Source organism: Engelhardtia mirabilis, assembly GCF_007748095.1.
Classification (GTDB): domain Bacteria; phylum Planctomycetota; class UBA1135; order UBA1135.
The window spans coordinates 6,105,670-6,123,901 of sequence record NZ_CP036287.1; the positions used below are offsets into that span (position 1 = coordinate 6,105,670).

An 18,232-nucleotide genomic window follows, 5' to 3' on the forward strand; every position below is an offset into this window, starting at 1 on the left:
ACCATCTCGGGATTCCTCGTCGCAATCCGTTCACGCCCCCGCCTTCCGCAGGGTTCGCAGGGCGCGGCGCACCAGTGCATCGGTCTCGCGGGTCGGGCTCTCGGCGAGCCAGCGGTCGGTGAGTGCGACCACGAAGTCGGGCCGGTCGCGGCTGGCGTCGTTGAGCCAGTTGGCGACCGAGTCGCGCACGTACTTGGAGTCGTCGGAGCGCAGGGGCTCGAGCAGGGTCAGGGCGCGCTCGGGCTCGTCGCGGAAGGCGCGCAGGTGGGCGCACCATACGCCGCGCGGGCGCGTGGCCTCGCTCGCGAAGCGGCGCAGGTTGGGGTCCGCCTCGCGGGTCCAGGGCTCGAGCAGCTCGACCGCCTGGTCCGGCTCGCCGATGATCGCGTCGCGCACGGCCAGCCAGGCGATCTCGCGCACGCCGGAGTGCGCGTCGGCGGCGAAGGGCTGCGCGCGGTCCAGGCGTTCGGCCAGGCTCAGCTCCCCCACCTGCTCGGCGTAGCAGGCCCAGTTCCGTACGGCGTCGCAGGTGTGTGCAGCCAACCGCCGTCGCAGGTCCCGGCCGCGCCGCACGCGCCCGCGACCGATCGTCGCCAGGCCGAGGGCGCGGCCCAGGCCGGCGGTGCGGGCGACGATGCCCTGCTCGGACAGCTCCACCGCCGTGGCCCGCAGGTCCTCGCGCGACAGGTCCCACTCCAGCTCCCCGAGCACGTGCTCGAGCAGCCGCGTCTGGTCGATCGCCAGCCACTCCACCAGGCTCGCGGTCTCGAGCTCGCCCCGCTCCAGGCCGCGAAGAACCTCGGGCGGGATCTCCGCCATGCGGCGCGCGCCCTTGCGTCCTCGGCTGGCGGTCATGGGCGGAGCTTCGCACATGGGGCGTTCGAGCACGACCCCCGAACGAAACGCGGCCCCGGCGCCTCGCTGGGAGGTGCCGGGGCCGCGCCCTCGCTGTCCGGGATCAGCCGATCACGGCAGGAACACCAGCTCCACCGCGTTGGTGAAGCCGAGCACGAGCCCGTCGACGTAGGCCGTCTGGGCGAAGACGGAGACCGGCGAACTGGCGCCGCCGTTGACCGTCAGGCCCGCGCTGCCGGCGCCGTCCATGACGACCGTCAGGAGCAGGTCCGCCGAGGGCACCAGGGTGCCGCCGAAGAGCGGCGTCGAGGCGTTCGACGCGCCGACCACGACCCAGCCGATGGTGCCGGCGGGGGCGCCGACGATCGAAAGGTTGGAGGTGTTGCCGGGCGACAGGGGCTGGCCGCAGACCGTCATGGTCGCGGTGCCGGGGCCGCCGAAGCCGAGGTCCGCCTGGCACACGTCGCAGGACAGGCGGTCGACCGAGAAGTCGTCCACGCCGGCCTCGATCAGCGAGCCCGCGCCCTCGTCGGCGGCGCGGAAGCGCACCTGGACGTTGGCACTCGGCGACACGAAGTCGGAGACGGTGAAGTCGTGGTAGATCCAGCCGCCGCTGGTGCCGGCGCCGGTGGGGCCGACCGTCTCGACGTTGACCCAGGGGCCGCCGTTCGAGACCTCGACCTCGAACACGTCGGCGTTGGACGCGCCGCCCGTGTCGTTCGAGTACCAGCGGTAGTAGGAGATGATCGCGTCACCGCCGGACAGGTCGACCGGGGGCGAGATCAGGGTCGTCGCCCCGCCGTCCACGTCGTTGTCGCCCAGGCCGCCGAAGGGCGAGCCCTGGCCGGTGACGTAGCAGAGGGATCCGCCGCTCGTGTTGTCGTTCTCGGGCTGGGCCGCGGTGCCGACCGGGTCGACGCGCTCCCAGACACCCGTGGTCGCGGCGTCACCGGGGGCGCCGACGGTCCAGCCGGTGTCGACCTCGAAGTCGTCGGCGAAGAGACCGGTCAGCACGCCCAGGGCCGGCGCGTAGGTGTCGGTCTGGAACGGACCGCAGTTGACGTCGGTGGTGCTGAAGAAGTACTCGACCTGCGAGCCGCACGAGGCGCCGGGCAGGGCCGCCGACCAGGTGTTGCCCGACTGGAAGGCCATGGGGATGGTCTGGAAGGCCGAGACCCCGTCGAAACGGTAGTTCAAGTCGACACCCGCGGTCGGCGTGCCGAGCACTTCGACGGTCAGCGGGGTCACCGTGTCGGGCGCCAGCAGGGTCGGTTGACCGGCGGCCAGCAGCGGCAGGGTGCTCGGCAGACACGCCTGGGCGTGGGACTGCATGACCCCGATCACCGTCGGGTGGAAGAACGTGGTCATGTTGTTCAGACCACCCGGGCACAGGTGGCAGTAGCTCATCACCGTGCCGTTGCTGATGCAGCCGCCGTTCGCGCAGTTGTCGATCTGCGGCGAGTAGTCGTGGGTGTGCGGCGAGTTGAAGTTGTGACCCAACTCGTGCGCGGTGACGATGAAGTCCCACGTGGTCGGACCGGACTGCACCGGGAAGGGCAGCAGGCCGTCGATGTTGCCGCACACCGCGAAGGTGAAGGCCGAGTTCGAGTCTTCGCACAGCACGCCGACGTAGGCCACGCCGCCGCCGAGCCCCGCGCCCGACAGCATCATGCCCACTTCGGAGTTGAAGGGGATGTTGCCGGTCCAGGCGCTGGAGAACTCGTTCAGCATGGTGATCGAGCCACCGCCGTTGTCGGGGGTCGACCAGGGGTCCGCCGGCGTGGTGTAGAACTGCACGTAGGGGAACACCAACGTCGTGTCGATCTGCTCCTGGTAGCGACCGTTGACGGCGCCCAGGAGCGTCGTGACGTAGGCCGCCTCGGCGGCGAGGTCGTTGTAGAGCTGGTAGAGCTGGTAGTCGGTCTCGATCGACAGCGACGCCTGGTTGCCCGAGCAGCTCCCGCCGATCGGGAGCAGACCGCTGCCGCTGCCGCCGCCGACGGATCCACTGCTGACGGGGGGCTGGGACGAGCTCTGCACCGGGCGACCGCCGTTGGGGAGCAGGTCGAGGGCGCAACCGCGCAGGTCCTGGACGCCCAGGGCGCGGACTTCACTCTCCGAAGCGACCCAGGTCTCCGTGCGCGACCAGCCCTCGGCGCCGGGCTGGGGCATGAAGTGGAAGAACTCGCCGCCGGTCTCGACCCAGCCGCGCACGCCGCGGGTGGAGAAGGACAGCATCACCTCGGAGCCGGGGTCGCCCTCGACCTGGCCCTTCCAGAGGCTGATCTGCAGCTCGGAGAGCAGCTTCGGCCGAGCCACGCCGTCGACGTAGAAGCCGAACTGCATGGCGTCGAGGTCGACCCGCTCCAGGGCCAGGTCGACCCCCCCGAAGGGCAGCGGCGCGCCGCCCAGGCGCATCTGGTCCAGGCCGCGCAGGGTGCTCAGTTCGCCCTCGCGGGTGACGAACTTCGGCAGGGCGGTGGTGCTGTCGACCCCGGCGGGGTCGAGGGGGAAGGGACGCAGGTCGACGGGAGCGAGGCCGACGCCGAGGGGCGCGGCCAACACGAGGGACGCGAACATGCCGGATCCGTAGGGCTTGGGGACGGCCGACGGGCCCCGTGGGGGCTCGCCGGCGGGGGGAGAGGCGGGTCGATGGAACCGCCACCGGGGACGCTCGGGGGGGCGTGCGGCACGCTGGGGGGCGCGAGCCGGGCAGGACGGACCGCAGGTTAGGAAGGGTCGAAGGCCCGTGGGGTTCCGATCTCTCCCCCCATCCCCGGGGACGGGCGACGGGGCGGTTCAGAGACGCCGCCGTGTCCGGGCTGCGGCCCCAGGGTCGAGGTTCCGCGGGCCGCGGGCGCCGCGAAGCTCCTACCGCCGCCGGAAGATCACCACGACCTCGCCGGCGTAGCCCACCGTCACCAGCTCCGGGCCGGGGGCGTCGTCGATCAGCTCGCCCAGGGAGAGGTGGTGCAGGCCGGCGCGGGAGTGGTAGAGGCGCTCGCCTTCCCAGGGGATCGCGCCCTCGTCGCGCAGGAGGGTCACGTCGCCGCCGTAGCCGGTGGTGGCGGCCTCGAGACCCGGCACGGCCGGATCGAGGTCCGAGAGCACGGCGCCGCGCAGCTTCAACTCCTCGTCGTGCAGGAGCTGGCCCCGATCGCCCTCGATCAGCCACAGGCCCCCGTCGTCGCCGGCGGCGAGGATCCGGTCCCCGCTCACGGCCAGCCGCGCCAGGCCCGCCGGCGCCCGGAAGGCGACCCGCGTGGTCCAGCCGCTCGGACCGCGCTCGACCAGCACCAGGCTGCCGTCGTTGCAGGCCACGGCCACGCCGGACTTGAAGGGCACCATGCCCTTGGCCGGGGCCGGGGTCGTGCCGATCTTCTCGGCCGTTGCGCCCGCGCCCGCGTTGAAGCGCAGCAGGGTCAGGTTGCGGCTGAAGCCCCCCACCAAGGCCTCGTCGCCGGGATGGACCGGATCCAGGTCGGCCACCGCCACCGCGTGGACCAGGGCGCTGTCGGTGAATACCGGCCGCATGCGGTACTTCTTCTCCTGGGCGTCGTAGCCGGCCACGAAGACCGCGCCCTCCCCGCCGGAGTCCTCGCTGCCCGAGGCCATCCCGACCGCCACCAGCTCGTCGGCCCCGATCTGGGGCCAGACGTCGCCCACGGCGACCTGGATCATCTCGCCGCTGGCGTCGCCGACCTTGGTGCCCTTCCAGGAGCCGTCCTGCTCCGCGACCACCCGCAGCGCGCCGCTGGAGGCGACCACGGCGATCTCCAGGCCGGAGTCGGGCGACAGGTCGCCGATCGCGCAGCCCCCGAGCTTCTCGCCGGCGTCGAAGACCACCCGGTGGTCGAACTGGACGGGGACCGCGGTGCAGCTCGCTGCGAAGAGGGCGATGAGGATCGAGAAGCTGATGCGTTGCATGGCGGCAGAACTTGAAGGGCCGGGAATCGGGGCGCCGGGGTCGGAGACCCTCTTGCAGAACAGTGTCGGAGACCCGCTAGCAGGATCAGTGAGGATGAGTTCAGCCCGCGGCGAGGCTGGAACAGGTCGCAACGAGTCGGCGGGCCAATCCGTCCACGGCCGCTTGGTCCCCATCGCGCTCGAGCGAGCCGTCCTCGGCAAAGATCTCGTGGGCGGCGGGGAAGGCCCGCATCTCCGGCAGCACCAGCACGCCGAGACCGCTGAGGATCGTGTTGAGCTGCGCCAGGCCGCGCACGCCGCCCAAGCGCCCGGGGGAAGCGGCCAGGAGGCCGGCGGTCTTGCCGCGGAAGGCCACCAGGGGCGCTTCGCCCGCGGACTCGGTGCGCGAGGCCCAGTCGATGACGTTCTTCAAGGCGCCGCTGTAGCCGCCGTTGTATTCCGGCGAAGCGATCAGGAAGCCGTCGCTCTGCGCCATCAGCGCCTTGAAGCGGCGCGCGCCCTCGGGCATGCCCTCGGCGTCCTCGTCATCGCCGTCGTAGAGCGGGATCTCGAAGTCGCGCAGGCTCGCGACCGTGACCTCCGCACCGGCCGCGCGCGCGGACGCGGCCGCGGCCTCGACCAGACGGTGGTTCAGTGATGCAGCGCGCAGGCTGCCCGAGAAGGCGAGGATCCGGACGGTCATGGCGGGCGTTCTGTGGGGCCGATGGGCAGTGTGGACGCGAGAGGGTACCAATCCACGCTGGGCGGGTTTCGGCCCAGTCACGGCCGCGGGGTCGAGATTGACGCTCCCTGGGGGGCTGGCTAATCTCCTTCGCCCTGCCGCGCGCCGGACGCGCCCCCCCGACCTTGTCCATCAATCGCGTGCAAGCGGTCGAGCAACGCCTCGACGACTACCTTCGCGGCGCGACCGCCGCCGCGCGGCCCTTGGACGCCGAGGCGCCGATCGCGCCCGGTCGCCGATTGACCGCCCTGCAGGCCGTCAAGCTGTTCGAGGACCAATGCCTCAGCCGCAGCCTGGACGTGGCCGCGCGCGAGCTGAAGAAGACGAACGACAGCTTCTACACCATCTCCAGCGCGGGCCACGAGCAGAACGGCATCGTCGGCACCCTGCTGCGTCCGACCGATCCGTGCTTCCTGCACTACCGCTCGGGCGCGCTGATGATGAGTCGGCTGCGCCAGCTGCGCGGGTCGACGCCGGCCTTCGACACGCTGCTCAGCCTGTGCGCCTCGTCGGACGAGCCGGTCAGCGGCGGACGCCACAAGGTCTGGGGCAGCCGCGAGGCCTGGACCCCGCCGCAGACCTCGACCATCGCCAGTCAGGTGCCCAAGGCGGTGGGCATGGCCTTCGCGCTCAGCCGCGCGCGGCGCCTGGGGCTGCACCGGGACCTGCCCGACGACTCGATCGTGGCCTGCTCCTTCGGCGACGCCAGCTCGAACCACGCCAGCGCCCTGACCGGCATCAACGCCGCGCGCTATTCGCTTCGCAAGGGCAACCCCACGCCGATCCTGTTCATCTGCGAGGACAACCGCATCGGCATCTCGGTCGAGACGCCCAAGCAGTGGATCGCCGACCACTTCAGCCGGCTGCAGCACCTCTCGTACTTCGAGGCCACCGGCAGCCTGGCGGAGACCTGGGACACGGTCCACCTGGCGATCCACACCTGCCGCGCGACCCACGCGCCGGTGTTCCTGCACCTGCGTACCGTGCGCCTGTGGGGTCACGCCGGCAGCGACGTGGAGACCGGCTACCGCAGCCTGGACGAGATCGAGTCGATCGAGGAGCTCGACCCGCTGCTCGCCAACGCGCGCGAGCTGGTGGAGTCCGGGGCCGCGTCGCCGGGGACCCTGCAGGCGATTCGCAAGGACGCCCACGAGCGCGTCATGGCGGCCGCGCGCGAGGCCGCCTCGCGCCCGCACCTGGAGACGCGCGCCCAGGTCATGGCGCCCCTCGCGCCCTACGACGAGCCGCGCACGCGGGCCTCGGCCGCCGAGTCGGTGGGCGAGGCCACGCGCCGCGCCTGCTTCGGCGGCAAGCTGCCCGAGGAGCAGACCGCCGGCCCGCGGCGCACCCTCGCGGCCCACGTCAACGCGGCCCTGACCGACGCCATGCTCAAGCGCGGCGACATGCTGATGATGGGCGAGGACGTGGGCAAGAAGGGTGGCGTCTACGGCGTCACCGCCGGCCTGCAGGAGCGCTTCGGCACCCCGCGCGTGTTCGACACCCTGCTGGACGAGACCACCATCCTCGGCGTGGCCCAGGGCGCGGCGCAGCTCGGCTTCCTGCCGGTACCGGAGATCCAGTACCTGGCCTACCTCCACAACGCCATCGACCAGCTGCGCGGCGAGGCCTGCTCCACGCGCTTCTTCTCGAACGGCCAGTGGGTCAACCCGATGGTCGTGCGCATCGCCGGGTTGGCCTACCAGAAGGGCTTCGGCGGCCACTTCCACAACGACAACGCCATCGCCGCCCTGCGCGAGATCCCAGGGATCGCGATCGCCTGCCCGTCGCGGGGCGACGACGCCGCGCGCCTGTTGCGCGGATCCCTGGCCCTGGCGGCGGAGAACGAGCGCGTGGTGGTGTTCCTGGAGCCGATCGCCCTCTACCACGAGCGCGACCTGTACGAGGAGGGCGACGGCGCCTGGCTGTCGGACTACCCGCTGCCCGGCGACGCGCTGCTGCCCGGCGAGGTCGGCGTGCACGACGCGGAGGCGAGCGACCTGTTGATCGTCAGCTACGCCAACGGCCTGCGCCTGTCCCTGCGCGCCGCGCGCCAGCTCGAGCGCGAGCACGGCCTGCGCGCGCGGGTGCTCGACCTGCGCTGGCTGGCGCCCCTGCCCTTCGCCGCGGTGGCCGAGCACGCGGCCCAGTGTGGCAAGCTGCTGATCGTCGACGAGTGCCGCGCGAGCGGCGGCGTGGCCGACGCCCTGGCCGCCGCCATGGTCGAGCGCGACGTGCCCGCGAGGGTGCGCAGCGTGCGGGCGGCGGACACCTACATCCCGCTCGGGCCGTCGACCCGTGCGGTGCTGGTGACCGAGGAGCAGATCCTCGAGGGCGCGCTCGAGCTGACGCGCGACGGGGAGCAGGCGCGCCCGTGACTCGCTCGTTCATCATCTGCCCGGGGCGCGGTTCCTACACCGAACGCTCCCTGAAGTCGCTGCCCGAGGGACACGCCTGGGTCGCGGCCGCCGAGCGCCTGCGCGCCGAGGCCGACCTGCCGCCGCTGGTGGAGTTGGACCGCGCCGAGCGCTTCAGCGCGGCCCAACACCTGCGACCGGCGAACGTCTCGGCGCTGATCTACCTGGTCTCGATGCTCGACGCGTCCCAGGCCATGGCGCGCACCCGCCCGACCTGCGTGGCGGGCAACTCGATGGGCTGGTACACGGCCCTCGCGGCGGCCGGGGCCCTGTCGTTCGAGGACGGCTTCCGCCTGGTGCAGGAGATGGCCCTGCTGCAGGAGCAGCACGACGTCGGCGGGCAGATCCTCTACCCCGTGGTCGACGAGGACTGGCGCCGCGACCCCGAGCGCGAGCGCCTGGTGGACGGGGCCCTGGCCACCAGTCGCGGCGAAGCGATGCGCTCGATCCACTTGGGCGGCTACGAGGTCCTGGCCGGCAGCGAGGTGGGGATCCGTCACCTGTTGGATTCCCTGCCCCAGGCCAAGCTCGGCGGGACGGTCTATCCATTCCGACTGATGCGCCACGGGCCCTACCACACGCCGCTCGTGGCGGAGGTCAGCTCGGACGCCCGCCTGCGCCTGGCGGAACTCGAATTCCGCCGCCCCCTCGTGACGCTGATCGACGGGCGGGGTGAGCGTTTCACCCCCTGGTCGACCTCGCCCGAGGAGCTGCGCGAGTACACCCTCGGCGCCCAGGTGGTCGAGCCCTACGACCTGACCGCCTCGATCCGCGTTGGGCTGCGCGAGCACGCCCCGGATCGCATCGTGTTGCCGGGGCCGGGCAACACCCTGGGTGGCGTGGTCGGCCAGGTCCTGATCGCCGAGCGCTGGCGCGGGATCATCGACAAGGCCAGCTTCCAGACCGTCCAGGGCGGCGCGGGCGCCCTGGTCGAGTCGATGCGGCGCTGAGAGCGCCGGACCGCACGGCGGCCTGTCTCGGCGGCGGCTCGACGCCGGCGGCGAGCTCGCGGTCCACCGACAGCGGGCACCTGGAGGTTAGGATCCGGGCGCTCCCCGTCATCGGATCCAAACAGATGCCCTCTCGAACCAGCCTGCCCGCCAAGTCCGCCGCCCTCGCCGGCCTCGGCCTGACCCTCGCAACCCTGACAAGCGGTTGCCAGTCGACCTCGACGGCATCCGCCGACAACACGGTCGACCCGATCCTCGAGCAGGAGTTCGGACAGCTCGAGATCGGCGTCGCGGGCGTCGAGCTCGGCGTCGGTCTGGCCAGCACGACGGACTTCGGCACGGTCCAGAGCCGCTTCACCGCGCGCAGCATCGACGGTGGGGCCACGCGCGTGCTGGGCCTGGCGCTGGAGTTCTGGATCGACGCCAACTCCGACGGGGTGCTGAACGACGGCGAGCGCGCCACGTTGATGGAGCGCCGCGAACCGAACGGAACGGACGTGCTGACGATTCCCTTCGAGGTGCCCTACGAGAAGGGTCGCCCGCTGCGGTTCGTCGCCACGGTGGACACGACGGTGGGCTCGAAGACGATCCCGGGCGACTTCGCCCTGCCGTAGGCCGTACGGTTGCGGGGACGTTGGGCCGTACTGGGCCGTACGGTGGCGGGACCATTTGGCCCAACGTCCCCCTCCCCACGAACTCGGAGCGCGCTGCTACGCTCGCAGACCCCATTCCGCGTCCCCAACCCCCTCCCCCATGCTCCTCGCTTCCGCCCTCCTCGGCGCCGCGACCGGCCTCGGCTGGTCCGCGCCGGACGCCCCCTCCGTCACCTGGCCCCTGGTCCCGACCACCGATGGCCAGCTGACCGCCGACCGCGCCAGCCTCTCGGTGCTCGACGGCCTGCTAGACGTCCGCATCGAAGACGCCATGGTGCCCGGCATGGAGGGACGCGCGCTGCTGCTCGAGCGCGTGCCCGCGGCGACCAGCGACGCGCTCCTGTTCGTGGACGGCGAGCCCGTGGCTCCGCTCGGCGCCAGCCTGCGCGGCGACCTCTCCCTGTGGCGCGGCACCGTCGAGGGCGATCCGCAATCCGACGTCTACCTGGCCCTGTCCAGCGTCGGCGCGCGCGGGTGGGTGCGCTCGAACGGCCAGCTGGTGCACCTGCTCGCGACCCCCGACGTCGACCGGGGTTGGAGCGCCAGCCGCTCGCGCTGGGTGACCGACGCCGCGATCCGCCACCTGGCGCCGCCGCCGTCGTGCGAGATGCTCGAGCTGCCCGAGCACCCCGCGCCGGTCACGGCACCGGCCACGCCGCGGCTGCTGCCCATCGGAGCCGGCGGACAGGACGAGCTCTACCAGTGCCGCATGGCGGTGGAGACCGACTGGGACTTCTACCAGCTCTTCGGCGACCTGGTCGCGGCCGAGGCCTACGCCCTGTCCCTGTTCGGCGCGGTCAGCGACACCTACGTCGATCAGGTCGGCACGCTCGTGCACGTGGCTTACCTGGGCCTCTACACGACCAGCTCCGACCCCTGGAACACCCCCGACATCGGCGGCGGCTCGGGTGACATGCTCAACGAATTCCGCAGCGCCTGGATCGGCGGCTGGCCGGTGGACGCCGATCTGGCGCACCTGATCAGCGGCGCGGGCCTGGGCGGCGGCGTGGCCTGGGTCGGCGTGCTCGGCTACCACGACTACGCCTACGCGGTCAGCGGCAACCTCGCCGGGCAGACGCCCTTCCCCGTGGCCCAGGGCCCGCTCAACTGGGACTTCGTGGTCACGGCCCACGAGACCGGCCACAACTTCGGCACGAGCCACACCCACAACTACTGCCCGCCCCTGGATCAGTGCGCCCCGGACGGCTACTGGGGTCAGTGCCAGACGACCACGCTCTGCGCGCCGGGCACGATCATGAGCTACTGCCACCTGTGTGACGGCGGCATCGCCAACATCGCGCCGGTGTTCCACCCGACGGTCAAGCAGGTCATCCGCGACAGCGTCGTGTCGAGTGCCCTGCGGCCCTACGAGGGTCTGTCCCAGACGGACCTGGGCGCGCAGCTCGCGAGCGGCAGCCACGCTCCGACCGCCAGCGCCAGCTACGACGGCCAGACCAACGGCCTGGTGATCGACTTCGCCGACGTGCCGAGCCCGCAGACGGGTGTCTTGGTGGTGGGCGCGTCGATCGGCAACCTGCCCCTGTTCGGTGGGACGCTGGTGCCCTCGCCGGACCTCTTGAGCGTCTTCGCAACCACCGGGGCGAGCGCGGCCTTCGGGCCGGCGACCCTGACTGGCTCGTACCCCTTCGGCATCGAGTTGATCGTGCAGGGCTGGTTCACCGATCCTGGCGGCGTCGAGGGTCTGGCGGCGTCCAACGCCCTCTCCCTCGAGCTGATCAAGCCGGTGCCGCCGAGCGCGGTGACCTGGGCCCAGCACCCGAGCAACGGCTTCGAGTACGCGATCGGCGAGCCTGCCACCTGGTTCCACAGCCAGAGCCTGGCGCAGCAGTTCGGTGGCACCCTGGCGTCGATCCCCAGCGCGAGCCTCGAGTCGTGGCTCGTGACCAACCTGTTCGCAGGCGCGGGCCCCAACGAGGACCTGTGGATCGGCTACACGGACGCCCTGAGCGAGGGCGCCTGGCACTGGATCGACGGCTCGGGCGTGAGCGCGTTCACGCCTTGGACGGCGAACGAGCCCAACGACTACAACGGCTCCGAGGACTACGCCGAGTGGTGGCAGGCCGGCGCCGGCTGGAACGACGGCAACGGATTCGACGTCCAGCGCGCGGTGTACCAGCGCGCGATCGGGACGCAGCCCTGAGAGCGGGGCGCCGCGGCATGCCTTGGCTCGTCGCGGGGTTCGGGTAGGCGGGCGTCAGGTGCCAGGCACGAAACCGCCGCCTACCCGACGCACCCCCCCCCAGGGCCAACGTACGGACGGGGTTTGAGGTCGACTCGGTCCCACCGTTCGCGTCTATGGTCTCGGCCCGCGCGGAGGGGTTCCGCCGGCCCACCAGGTATCGAACCGATGCGAACGCTCCTCCTCGCCGCGCTGACCGGCGCCGCCGCCCTCGCCGCCCCCGCCTACGCGGACGTGATCCAGCTCACCCCCGCTGACGACTGGCTCGCGGTCATCAACGGCGAGCACCTGCCCCCCGGAACCACGGTCGTGCTCCACGGGGGCACCTACCTGACGCCGGACGATGTGCTCTTGAACATCGGGCACGTGGGCACCGCGGAAGCGCCGGTCACGATCATGGCGGCCCCGGGCGAGACGCCGGTGATCACGCGCAATACGTTCGGGTCCTTCGACGACTACTTCACGAACCTCGAGCACAACGTGATCAACATGCGCGGGGCCCAGCACGTGGTGCTGCAGGGCCTCGAGGTCACGGGCGGCAACTGGGGCATTCGCATCGGCGCCAAGACGGACTGGGCCTTCTCGACCTTCGAGCTGCCCATGGGTGACATCCTGCGGCCGGCGCATCACGTGACGATCCGCGGTTGCCACATCCACCACACCCACAACACGGCCCTGTCGGCGAACTTTCGCGGTGAGGTCTACGACTCGATCGACATCATCGAGAACGAGATCCACCACGCCGGGCGCTGGGGCGAGTCGATCTACCTGGGCAACTACGACGGCAGCGTGACCCAGGGCATCGTCAAGAACAGCCGCGTGGTGCGGAACTACCTGCACGACAACGTCTGGGAGAACAGCTGGTACCAGGACCCGGCCGGGCCCTACTACCACGGCACGGCGATCCAGCTCAAGGACGGCTGCTACAACAACCTGATCGCGCAGAACGTGATGCACTACACGTTCTATCCGGCGGTGCTCGTGTCGGGCGCCAAGAGCGTCTTCGGTGACGAGACGGCGCCCGACTGGGGCCGCAACGTGATCGAGCGCAACGTGGTGTGGCAGATCAGCAAGGTGCCCGGCGACCTCACCGGCCAGGGCATGCAGGTCGCGGCGGACGCGATCGTGCGCGGCAACATCGTCTACGCGCCCCAGCCCTTCTACACCTCCGACCACCAGACCCTGTGCGGGGACCTGGAGATCGTCGGCAACACCTTCATTGGGTCCACGGACCTGTTGATCGACACGCTGCAGATCGCGAGCGTGCCGAGCTTCCCGATCCTGGTGGCGAACAACGCCCTCTACCGCGGGCCGAACTACCCGGTCGCTATCACGGGCCCGGGCAGCGTGAGTTCGCTGGTGACGATCACCGGCAACGTGACAATCCTGGACCTGGCCGCGGCCCTGGCCGACGCGCCGGCCCTGGACTTCTTCCCGGTCGCCGGCTCGCCGTTGATCGGGGCCGCGAACCTGCTGCACGCCCTGGACGTGGACTTCAACGGGACGGTCATGGGCGGCGACGCGACCGTCGGCGCCTACGCCTACGACGCCGCCGGCAACCCCGGCTGGAAGGTGGCGGAGGGGCCGACCATCGCGACGGCGGTGGTGCGCGCCGGCGGGCTGGGCAACCCCACGGGCTTCCAGAGCTCGAGCGATCCGGTGCTCGGCCATCGCTGGAACGCCGCGGTCGACGTGAGCTCCCCGGGCGCACTGGGATCGGTGCTGGCCCTCGGCCTCGGCGGACCGACCTGGGGCATCGTGCTCGGGCCGGACGTGATCGGCGAGCTGCTGGTACTGCCGCCCCTGGTCTTCGACTTCGCCCAGGGATCCCATTCGATCGACATGCCCGTCGACCCGCTGCTCTTGGGAGCCCAGATCAGCGTCCAAGCCGCCGTTCCGGCCCTGACGGGCACCCGCCTGAACAACGCCATCGATCTGCACCTGGGCGACTATTAGTCGCCGCTCGGCCTGAGGGGTCACCGCCGGCTCAGTCGCGATCCACCGGAGGTCGGCCTGTAAGATCGCCGGCGTGCAGCGCGCGCTCCGCAAGTTCCTCCTGGCCTTGGTCCGCCTGGCGGTCTCGACCTTCTATCGCGTGCAGATCCTGGGCGGGACCGTGCCCGCCGAGGGTCCGGTGATTCTGGTGGCCAACCACCCCAACGCGTTGGTCGATCCGACGCTCCTGCTACAGAGCACCGAGCGCCGCATCTTCTTCCTCGGCAAGGAGCCGCTGCTGCGGATGCCCGTGATCGGTTGGATGATCCGCACCATCGGACTGATCCCGGTCTACCGCTCCCAGGACGGCGCCGACACGGCCAAGAACGCCGACGCCTTCAAGGCCGTCTTCAGCGCCCTCGAGCAGGGCCAGGTCATCGGTCTGTTCCCCGAGGGCAAGAGTCACCACGAGCCCGCGAACCAACGCCTGAAGACCGGCGCGGCCCGCATGGCCCTGGGGGCGGACCCGCACGTCGGCGGCGAGCCGCGCATCGTGCCGGTGGGCCTGGTCTACGCCGAGAAGGGCACCTTCCGCAGCCGCGTCGCGGTCTGGATCGGCGAGCCCGTCGACGGGGGAGACCTGCGCGCCGCGGACGGCTCCACCACCTGGGCCGACGTGGAGCGTCTGACCGAGCGCATCGGCAAGTCGCTCGACAACGTGACCGTGAACCTCGACCAGTGGGAGGACTGGCCACTCTTGCGGGTGGCCGAGCGCATCTGGCGACCGGCGCGGGGCTCCCAGCGCGTCCAGCGCATGGCCATGCTGGCCGGCGCGGCGCGTCGCCTGCGCCGGGACCACCCCCGCGAGGCCCAGCGGCTGGCGCGCAGGATCGCCGCCTTCCGCCGCGCCCTGCGGGGCCTGGGCCTCTCGGCGGACCACCTCGACGCCCGCTACTCACCCCTCACCATTGCGCGCTTCGCCCTGCGCCACGTCCTGGCGATCGTGGTCGGCGCGCCGCTGGTGGGCCTCGCCTTCGCCTACTGGTTCGCGCCCTACCTGTCGATCGCGACCCTCCTTCCGCGCCTCAAACCGGGGGCCGACCTGCGCGCGACCTACAAGCTGGTGGGCGCACTGTTGTTCTTCCCGGTCTGGTGGATCGGCACCTCGGTGCTGCTGGCCTGGTACACCACCTGGTGGGTGGCCGTCCTGTTGGCGATCTTCGCGCCGATCGCAGGACGGCTGGCCCTGCGCTTCGCCGAGGACTACTTGGTGGCCTGGCGCGAGGTGCGCGCCTTCGCCCGCATCGTCCCCGCACGCCGCCTGCGGCAGCGCCTCGTGTACGAGCGCGACCTGATCTGCGCGCAGATCGACGAGCTTGGCGGACGACTGGCCGGCGAGGCCGCATCGACCTCCGACCAATCGCCCGCCCTACCGTCCACGCGCGGCAGGTAGCCCGCTGCGGCGAGCTCCCTCACAGTCGGAGCCGGATCAGCGCCGCCCCCTTCGATCGCCATGCGGCAAGGGAAAGTGCACGGTGGCTCCTTGGACCCCCGCACCGGTTCCGATCAGAAGCCCTCGAGCGCCGCGTGGGCCTCTTCCACCACATCGCCGAACGAGACCGGCTTGCGGAAGACCCGGCGCACGCCGGCGCGCGCCGCACGCCGCGCAATGCCGGGCGAAGTGTCGCCGGTCAAGACGATGATCGGAGCCTGCTGCAGACCCGAGTGGTGGCGGATGGCGTGGAGTAGCTTGAATCCGTGCAGCTCCGGCAAGCACAGATCCAGCAGGATCAGATCGGGATCCAGGGTCTCGATCTTGTTCAGACCGGTGAGGCCGTCGAAGGCGCTCTCCACGTTCAAGCCGGACCACTGCAGTCGAGTCGCGAGCGCGCGATTCAGGTCCTCCTGGTCCTCGATCAGCAGCACCGTCTGCAGGCGCTGGTAGTTGATCACCCCTGCGGTCTGGGCCTCGCGTACGAGCATCTGCTCGTCCAGGTCACTCTCGGCACACTTGACGATCATTCCTCTGCCCTCGTTCTCGGCGAGCCAGTGCCACTGGCCACCACTGAAGATTCAGTTCCCCGGAACCGCGATCGACGGCTCCAACAGGCGAAACTCGACCACGAGCCTCGTCTCCGAATCGACTCCACCGTCGATCCGGACGGTCCCCCCCAACTCCTCGAACCGGGAGCGGCACAGGTACAGGCCCAGCCCCAGCTCGTGTCCCCGTCGGCCCTCGCCGGGCCATCTGACCGCGAAGCGGTCCACTCCGGCCGCGACCGGCCGCAGGCGCGCGGCAGTCGACAGCACGAGGCGCGCCGCGCCCGCCTCGGCCTCGAGCGCCAAGTCGAGCGCCCCGCAGTCCTCGACCTCGGCCACCAAGCCGCGGATGGCGTGGTCCACGGCGCCCGCCAGGGCGTCCGAGTCGAGCAGGACCGCGCCGGTCCCCGCCGCCCGGCGCTGGTCGAGCTCCACGCCGCAGTCGCGGGCGGCCTGCCCCCACAGGTCCGCGTGGAACTCGCACAGCCGGCCCAGGTCGACGACCTCGGGCTCCAGCCACGGCTCGCCGCGCCCGACCTTGACCGCTTCGCGTACCTCGCTGATCTGGCGGTCCAGGAGTCGGGTGCGCGACAGGATCACGCCCACCTGCTCCGCCTGGTCGGCGTTCAACGGACCGCACACGCGGTCGTCGAGGAGCTCGCCATAGGCCATGATCGCGGCAAGCGAGCCGCGCAACTGGTGGCAGATGTGATCGGCCAGCGTCTCGATCAAGTCGTCGTCCATGGGCTGGGGCGCTCCTTCGCCTGCTCGCTCAGGCCGCGGGGTTGACGGCGGGGCTGGCCGCGAGCGCGAGCACCCGCTGGATCTCCGCCACCAACTCCTCGGAGCGGTAAGGCTTCTCGAAGTAGCCCCCGGCACCCAAAGTCGCGGCCTCCTGGCGGTACTCCTCGCGCTTGCTGGCGGTCAGCACAACGAAGGGGATCTCGGGCGCGTCGGGGTGCTCGCGCAGCCGTTCGACGATGCTGAGGCCTCCGCCAGCGGGCATCGAGATGTCCAGCAACATCAGGTCGGGTCGACGCTGCAGGGCGACGCTCAGACCCAGGTAGCCGTCTTCGGCGGAGATAACCTCGTAGCCCGCCGCGCGCAGGCGGATGCAGAGGGCGCGGTTGATGTTGGCGTCGTCTTCGACGATCAGGATCTTGCTCATGCGACAAGCCTCTCGGTATCGGTCGGTTGCGGTTGATGGGTTGGCAGACAGAAACGAAAGTTGCTGCCTCTCCCGACTTCGCTCTCCACCTCGATCTGTCCGCCGTGGAGCTTCACCAGCTCGCGGCAGAGGTTCAGTCCAAGTCCCAGTCCCCCTTGGACGGCCGCATCGCCATCGGCCGACTGGTAGAGCCGGTCGAAGATGCGCGGCAGGTCCCGGGGGGCGATTCCGCGACCGGTGTCGCTCACCTCGATCTCGACCTGGCCGTCGGAGCCCGGAACCAATCGTGTGCGCAGGGTGATGCGCCCGCCCGAGTCGGTGAACTTGACCGCGTTGCAGAGCAAGTTCGACACGACCTGCGCGATGCGGTCCTCGTCGAACCAGGCGTTGAGTCCGTCGTCGGGGGCCTTGTAGACCAGCCTGACGCCCTTCGACGCCGCTCGCACCCGGTGCTGGCTGACCGCGTCCCCCAGGGTCTTGGCCAGGGGTTGCAGCCGCCGCTCGACGCCCAGCTTGCCGGTCTCCAAGCGATTGGAGTCGAGCAGGTCGTGAATGCAGCGGACCATGTGGTCGCAGGAGCTCAGCGCCACCGACAGGAGCTCGTGCTGACCCGGGTTGATCGGACCCTGCAAGCCGTCCATGACGATCGAGACGAACTCGCGGATCGACGTCAGCGGCGTCTTCAGCTCGTGGGCCAGACAGTGGTAGAAGCCCTCGATCTCCTCGGTGCGGGCCCGCAGGTCGAGCACCATCTGCTCGAGCTCGAAGTTCTTGGCCACCAGCCGCGCCTTCAAGTGGTGCTTCTCGACAGCGTTCAGGATGGCCCGCCGCAGACTGCGGGTGCCGATGGCCCCCTTGGAGATGTAGTCCGCGAAGCCGGCGTGCATGGCCGCCACGGCGACCTCCTCGTCGCCCTGCCCCGTGACCAGGATGCCGGGCGCCCCGACCCCACGCTCACGCAGGCTGGCCAAGAGGTCGAGCCCCGACTTGCCCGCGATTCGCAGGTCGAGGATCACCACGTCGAACTCCTGCTCGTGCAGCTCGAGCAGGCACTCGTCGACCGTCAGGTAGCTCTCGACCGTCGCCTCGACGTCCTCGATCCGCGCCAGGCAGCGCCGCAACAGCTCGAGGTCTTCTCGACTGTCGTCAACCGCCAGCACCCGTAGGCACCGGGAATGTAGTTCGAATTCCGTGGACCGCATTTGTTCTGGTTCGCCCCCGACGTAGGTCGACGGCTTGGTTCGTCCAACGCGGAATGAACACTTGACGGCGTGTTTCGATTCGTTCTTGTCGCAATCTCGCCGGCGCGGGGCGCGACTTCGGCGCCGCCTATCCGTCCGTCACGATTGCTTCGAGCCCGAGCGTCCCC

Annotated in this window: 14 protein-coding genes; 6 read left to right on the plus strand and 8 right to left on the minus strand. The window is 70.9% G+C overall.

Annotation, left to right across the window (positions count from 1 at the left end; genetic code table 11):
* Positions 1 to 30 precede the first annotated feature (30 nt).
* The 4 genes from Pla133_RS22575 to Pla133_RS22590 form a co-directional block, all read right to left on the minus strand.
* Positions 31 to 855 (minus strand): DNA alkylation repair protein, encoded by an 825-nt coding sequence (locus Pla133_RS22575; RefSeq protein WP_419191860.1) that lies wholly within the window; start codon positions 853 to 855, stop codon positions 31 to 33.
* 111 nt (positions 856 to 966) lie between these two features.
* On the minus strand, positions 967 to 3,435 hold the full coding sequence (locus tag Pla133_RS22580) for a M12 family metallo-peptidase (RefSeq protein ID WP_145069522.1): 2,469 nt from the start codon (positions 3,433 to 3,435) through the stop codon (positions 967 to 969).
* A 291-nt stretch (positions 3,436 to 3,726) separates the two neighbouring features.
* Positions 3,727 to 4,782 (minus strand): hypothetical protein, encoded by a 1,056-nt coding sequence (locus tag Pla133_RS22585; protein ID WP_145069524.1) that lies wholly within the window; start codon positions 4,780 to 4,782, stop codon positions 3,727 to 3,729.
* Between the two features lie 100 nt (positions 4,783 to 4,882).
* Positions 4,883 to 5,464 (minus strand): NADPH-dependent FMN reductase, encoded by a 582-nt coding sequence (locus Pla133_RS22590; protein ID WP_145069526.1) that lies wholly within the window; start codon positions 5,462 to 5,464, stop codon positions 4,883 to 4,885.
* Between the two features lie 164 nt (positions 5,465 to 5,628).
* On the opposite strand from Pla133_RS22590, the gene Pla133_RS22595 reads away from it, so the two are divergent.
* The 6 genes from Pla133_RS22595 (at position 5,629) to Pla133_RS22620 (ending at position 15,108) form a co-directional block, all read left to right on the plus strand.
* Complete coding sequence (locus Pla133_RS22595) at positions 5,629 to 7,878, plus strand: thiamine pyrophosphate-dependent enzyme (RefSeq protein WP_145069528.1); 2,250 nt, start codon at positions 5,629 to 5,631, stop codon at positions 7,876 to 7,878.
* The gene (locus Pla133_RS22600; RefSeq protein ID WP_145069530.1) at positions 7,875 to 8,867 is read left to right on the plus strand and encodes an ACP S-malonyltransferase; all 993 of its coding nucleotides are present in this window, start codon (positions 7,875 to 7,877) and stop codon (positions 8,865 to 8,867) included. Before Pla133_RS22595 ends, Pla133_RS22600 begins: the two co-directional genes overlap by 4 nt.
* 125 nt (positions 8,868 to 8,992) lie before the next feature.
* The gene (locus Pla133_RS22605; protein ID WP_145069532.1) at positions 8,993 to 9,481 is read left to right on the plus strand and encodes a hypothetical protein; all 489 of its coding nucleotides are present in this window, start codon (positions 8,993 to 8,995) and stop codon (positions 9,479 to 9,481) included.
* A gap of 139 nt (positions 9,482 to 9,620) precedes the next feature.
* Complete coding sequence (locus Pla133_RS22610) at positions 9,621 to 11,681, plus strand: M12 family metallo-peptidase (RefSeq protein ID WP_145069534.1); 2,061 nt, start codon at positions 9,621 to 9,623, stop codon at positions 11,679 to 11,681.
* Positions 11,682 to 11,888: 207 nt separating this feature from the next.
* On the plus strand, positions 11,889 to 13,676 hold the full coding sequence (locus tag Pla133_RS22615; protein WP_145069536.1) for a right-handed parallel beta-helix repeat-containing protein: 1,788 nt from the start codon (positions 11,889 to 11,891) through the stop codon (positions 13,674 to 13,676).
* Between the two features lie 73 nt (positions 13,677 to 13,749).
* Positions 13,750 to 15,108 (plus strand): 1-acyl-sn-glycerol-3-phosphate acyltransferase, encoded by a 1,359-nt coding sequence (locus tag Pla133_RS22620; protein ID WP_419191861.1) that lies wholly within the window; start codon positions 13,750 to 13,752, stop codon positions 15,106 to 15,108.
* Positions 15,109 to 15,221: 113 nt separating this feature from the next.
* On the opposite strand, the gene Pla133_RS22625 is transcribed toward Pla133_RS22620, so the two are convergent.
* From Pla133_RS22625 to Pla133_RS22640, 4 genes are read right to left on the minus strand one after another with little or no spacing between them, the layout of a single operon-like run.
* On the minus strand, positions 15,222 to 15,677 hold the full coding sequence (locus tag Pla133_RS22625) for a response regulator (RefSeq protein ID WP_145069540.1): 456 nt from the start codon (positions 15,675 to 15,677) through the stop codon (positions 15,222 to 15,224).
* A 51-nt stretch (positions 15,678 to 15,728) separates the two neighbouring features.
* Complete coding sequence (locus Pla133_RS22630) at positions 15,729 to 16,439, minus strand: histidine kinase dimerization/phospho-acceptor domain-containing protein (RefSeq protein WP_145069542.1); 711 nt, start codon at positions 16,437 to 16,439, stop codon at positions 15,729 to 15,731.
* A gap of 28 nt (positions 16,440 to 16,467) precedes the next feature.
* Positions 16,468 to 16,863 (minus strand): response regulator transcription factor, encoded by a 396-nt coding sequence (locus Pla133_RS22635; RefSeq protein ID WP_145069544.1) that lies wholly within the window; start codon positions 16,861 to 16,863, stop codon positions 16,468 to 16,470.
* Positions 16,860 to 18,023 carry a hybrid sensor histidine kinase/response regulator gene (locus tag Pla133_RS22640; protein WP_419191862.1) on the minus strand — a complete coding sequence of 388 codons (1,164 nt, stop codon included), beginning with the start codon at positions 18,021 to 18,023 and terminating at the stop codon, positions 16,860 to 16,862. The genes Pla133_RS22635 and Pla133_RS22640 overlap by 4 nt, the downstream gene beginning before the upstream one ends.
* Positions 18,024 to 18,232 lie beyond the last annotated feature (209 nt).

What these genes read in the sequence shown, in the direction of transcription:
- Pla133_RS22610 (WP_145069534.1), top strand. Translation starts at nt 9,621, where the DNA reads ATGCTCCTCGCTTCCGCCCTCCTCGGCGCCGCGACCGGCCTCGGCTGG.
- Pla133_RS22580 (WP_145069522.1), bottom strand. Translation starts at nt 3,435, where the DNA reads ATGTTCGCGTCCCTCGTGTTGGCCGCGCCCCTCGGCGTCGGCCTCGCT.
- Pla133_RS22590 (WP_145069526.1), bottom strand. Translation starts at nt 5,464, where the DNA reads ATGACCGTCCGGATCCTCGCCTTCTCGGGCAGCCTGCGCGCTGCATCA.
- Pla133_RS22635 (WP_145069544.1), bottom strand. Translation starts at nt 16,863, where the DNA reads ATGAGCAAGATCCTGATCGTCGAAGACGACGCCAACATCAACCGCGCC.
- Pla133_RS22615 (WP_145069536.1), top strand. Translation starts at nt 11,889, where the DNA reads ATGCGAACGCTCCTCCTCGCCGCGCTGACCGGCGCCGCCGCCCTCGCC.
- Pla133_RS22575 (WP_419191860.1), bottom strand. Translation starts at nt 855, where the DNA reads ATGACCGCCAGCCGAGGACGCAAGGGCGCGCGCCGCATGGCGGAGATC.
- Pla133_RS22605 (WP_145069532.1), top strand. Translation starts at nt 8,993, where the DNA reads ATGCCCTCTCGAACCAGCCTGCCCGCCAAGTCCGCCGCCCTCGCCGGC.
- Pla133_RS22630 (WP_145069542.1), bottom strand. Translation starts at nt 16,439, where the DNA reads ATGGACGACGACTTGATCGAGACGCTGGCCGATCACATCTGCCACCAG.
- Pla133_RS22625 (WP_145069540.1), bottom strand. Translation starts at nt 15,677, where the DNA reads ATGATCGTCAAGTGTGCCGAGAGTGACCTGGACGAGCAGATGCTCGTA.
- Pla133_RS22585 (WP_145069524.1), bottom strand. Translation starts at nt 4,782, where the DNA reads ATGCAACGCATCAGCTTCTCGATCCTCATCGCCCTCTTCGCAGCGAGC.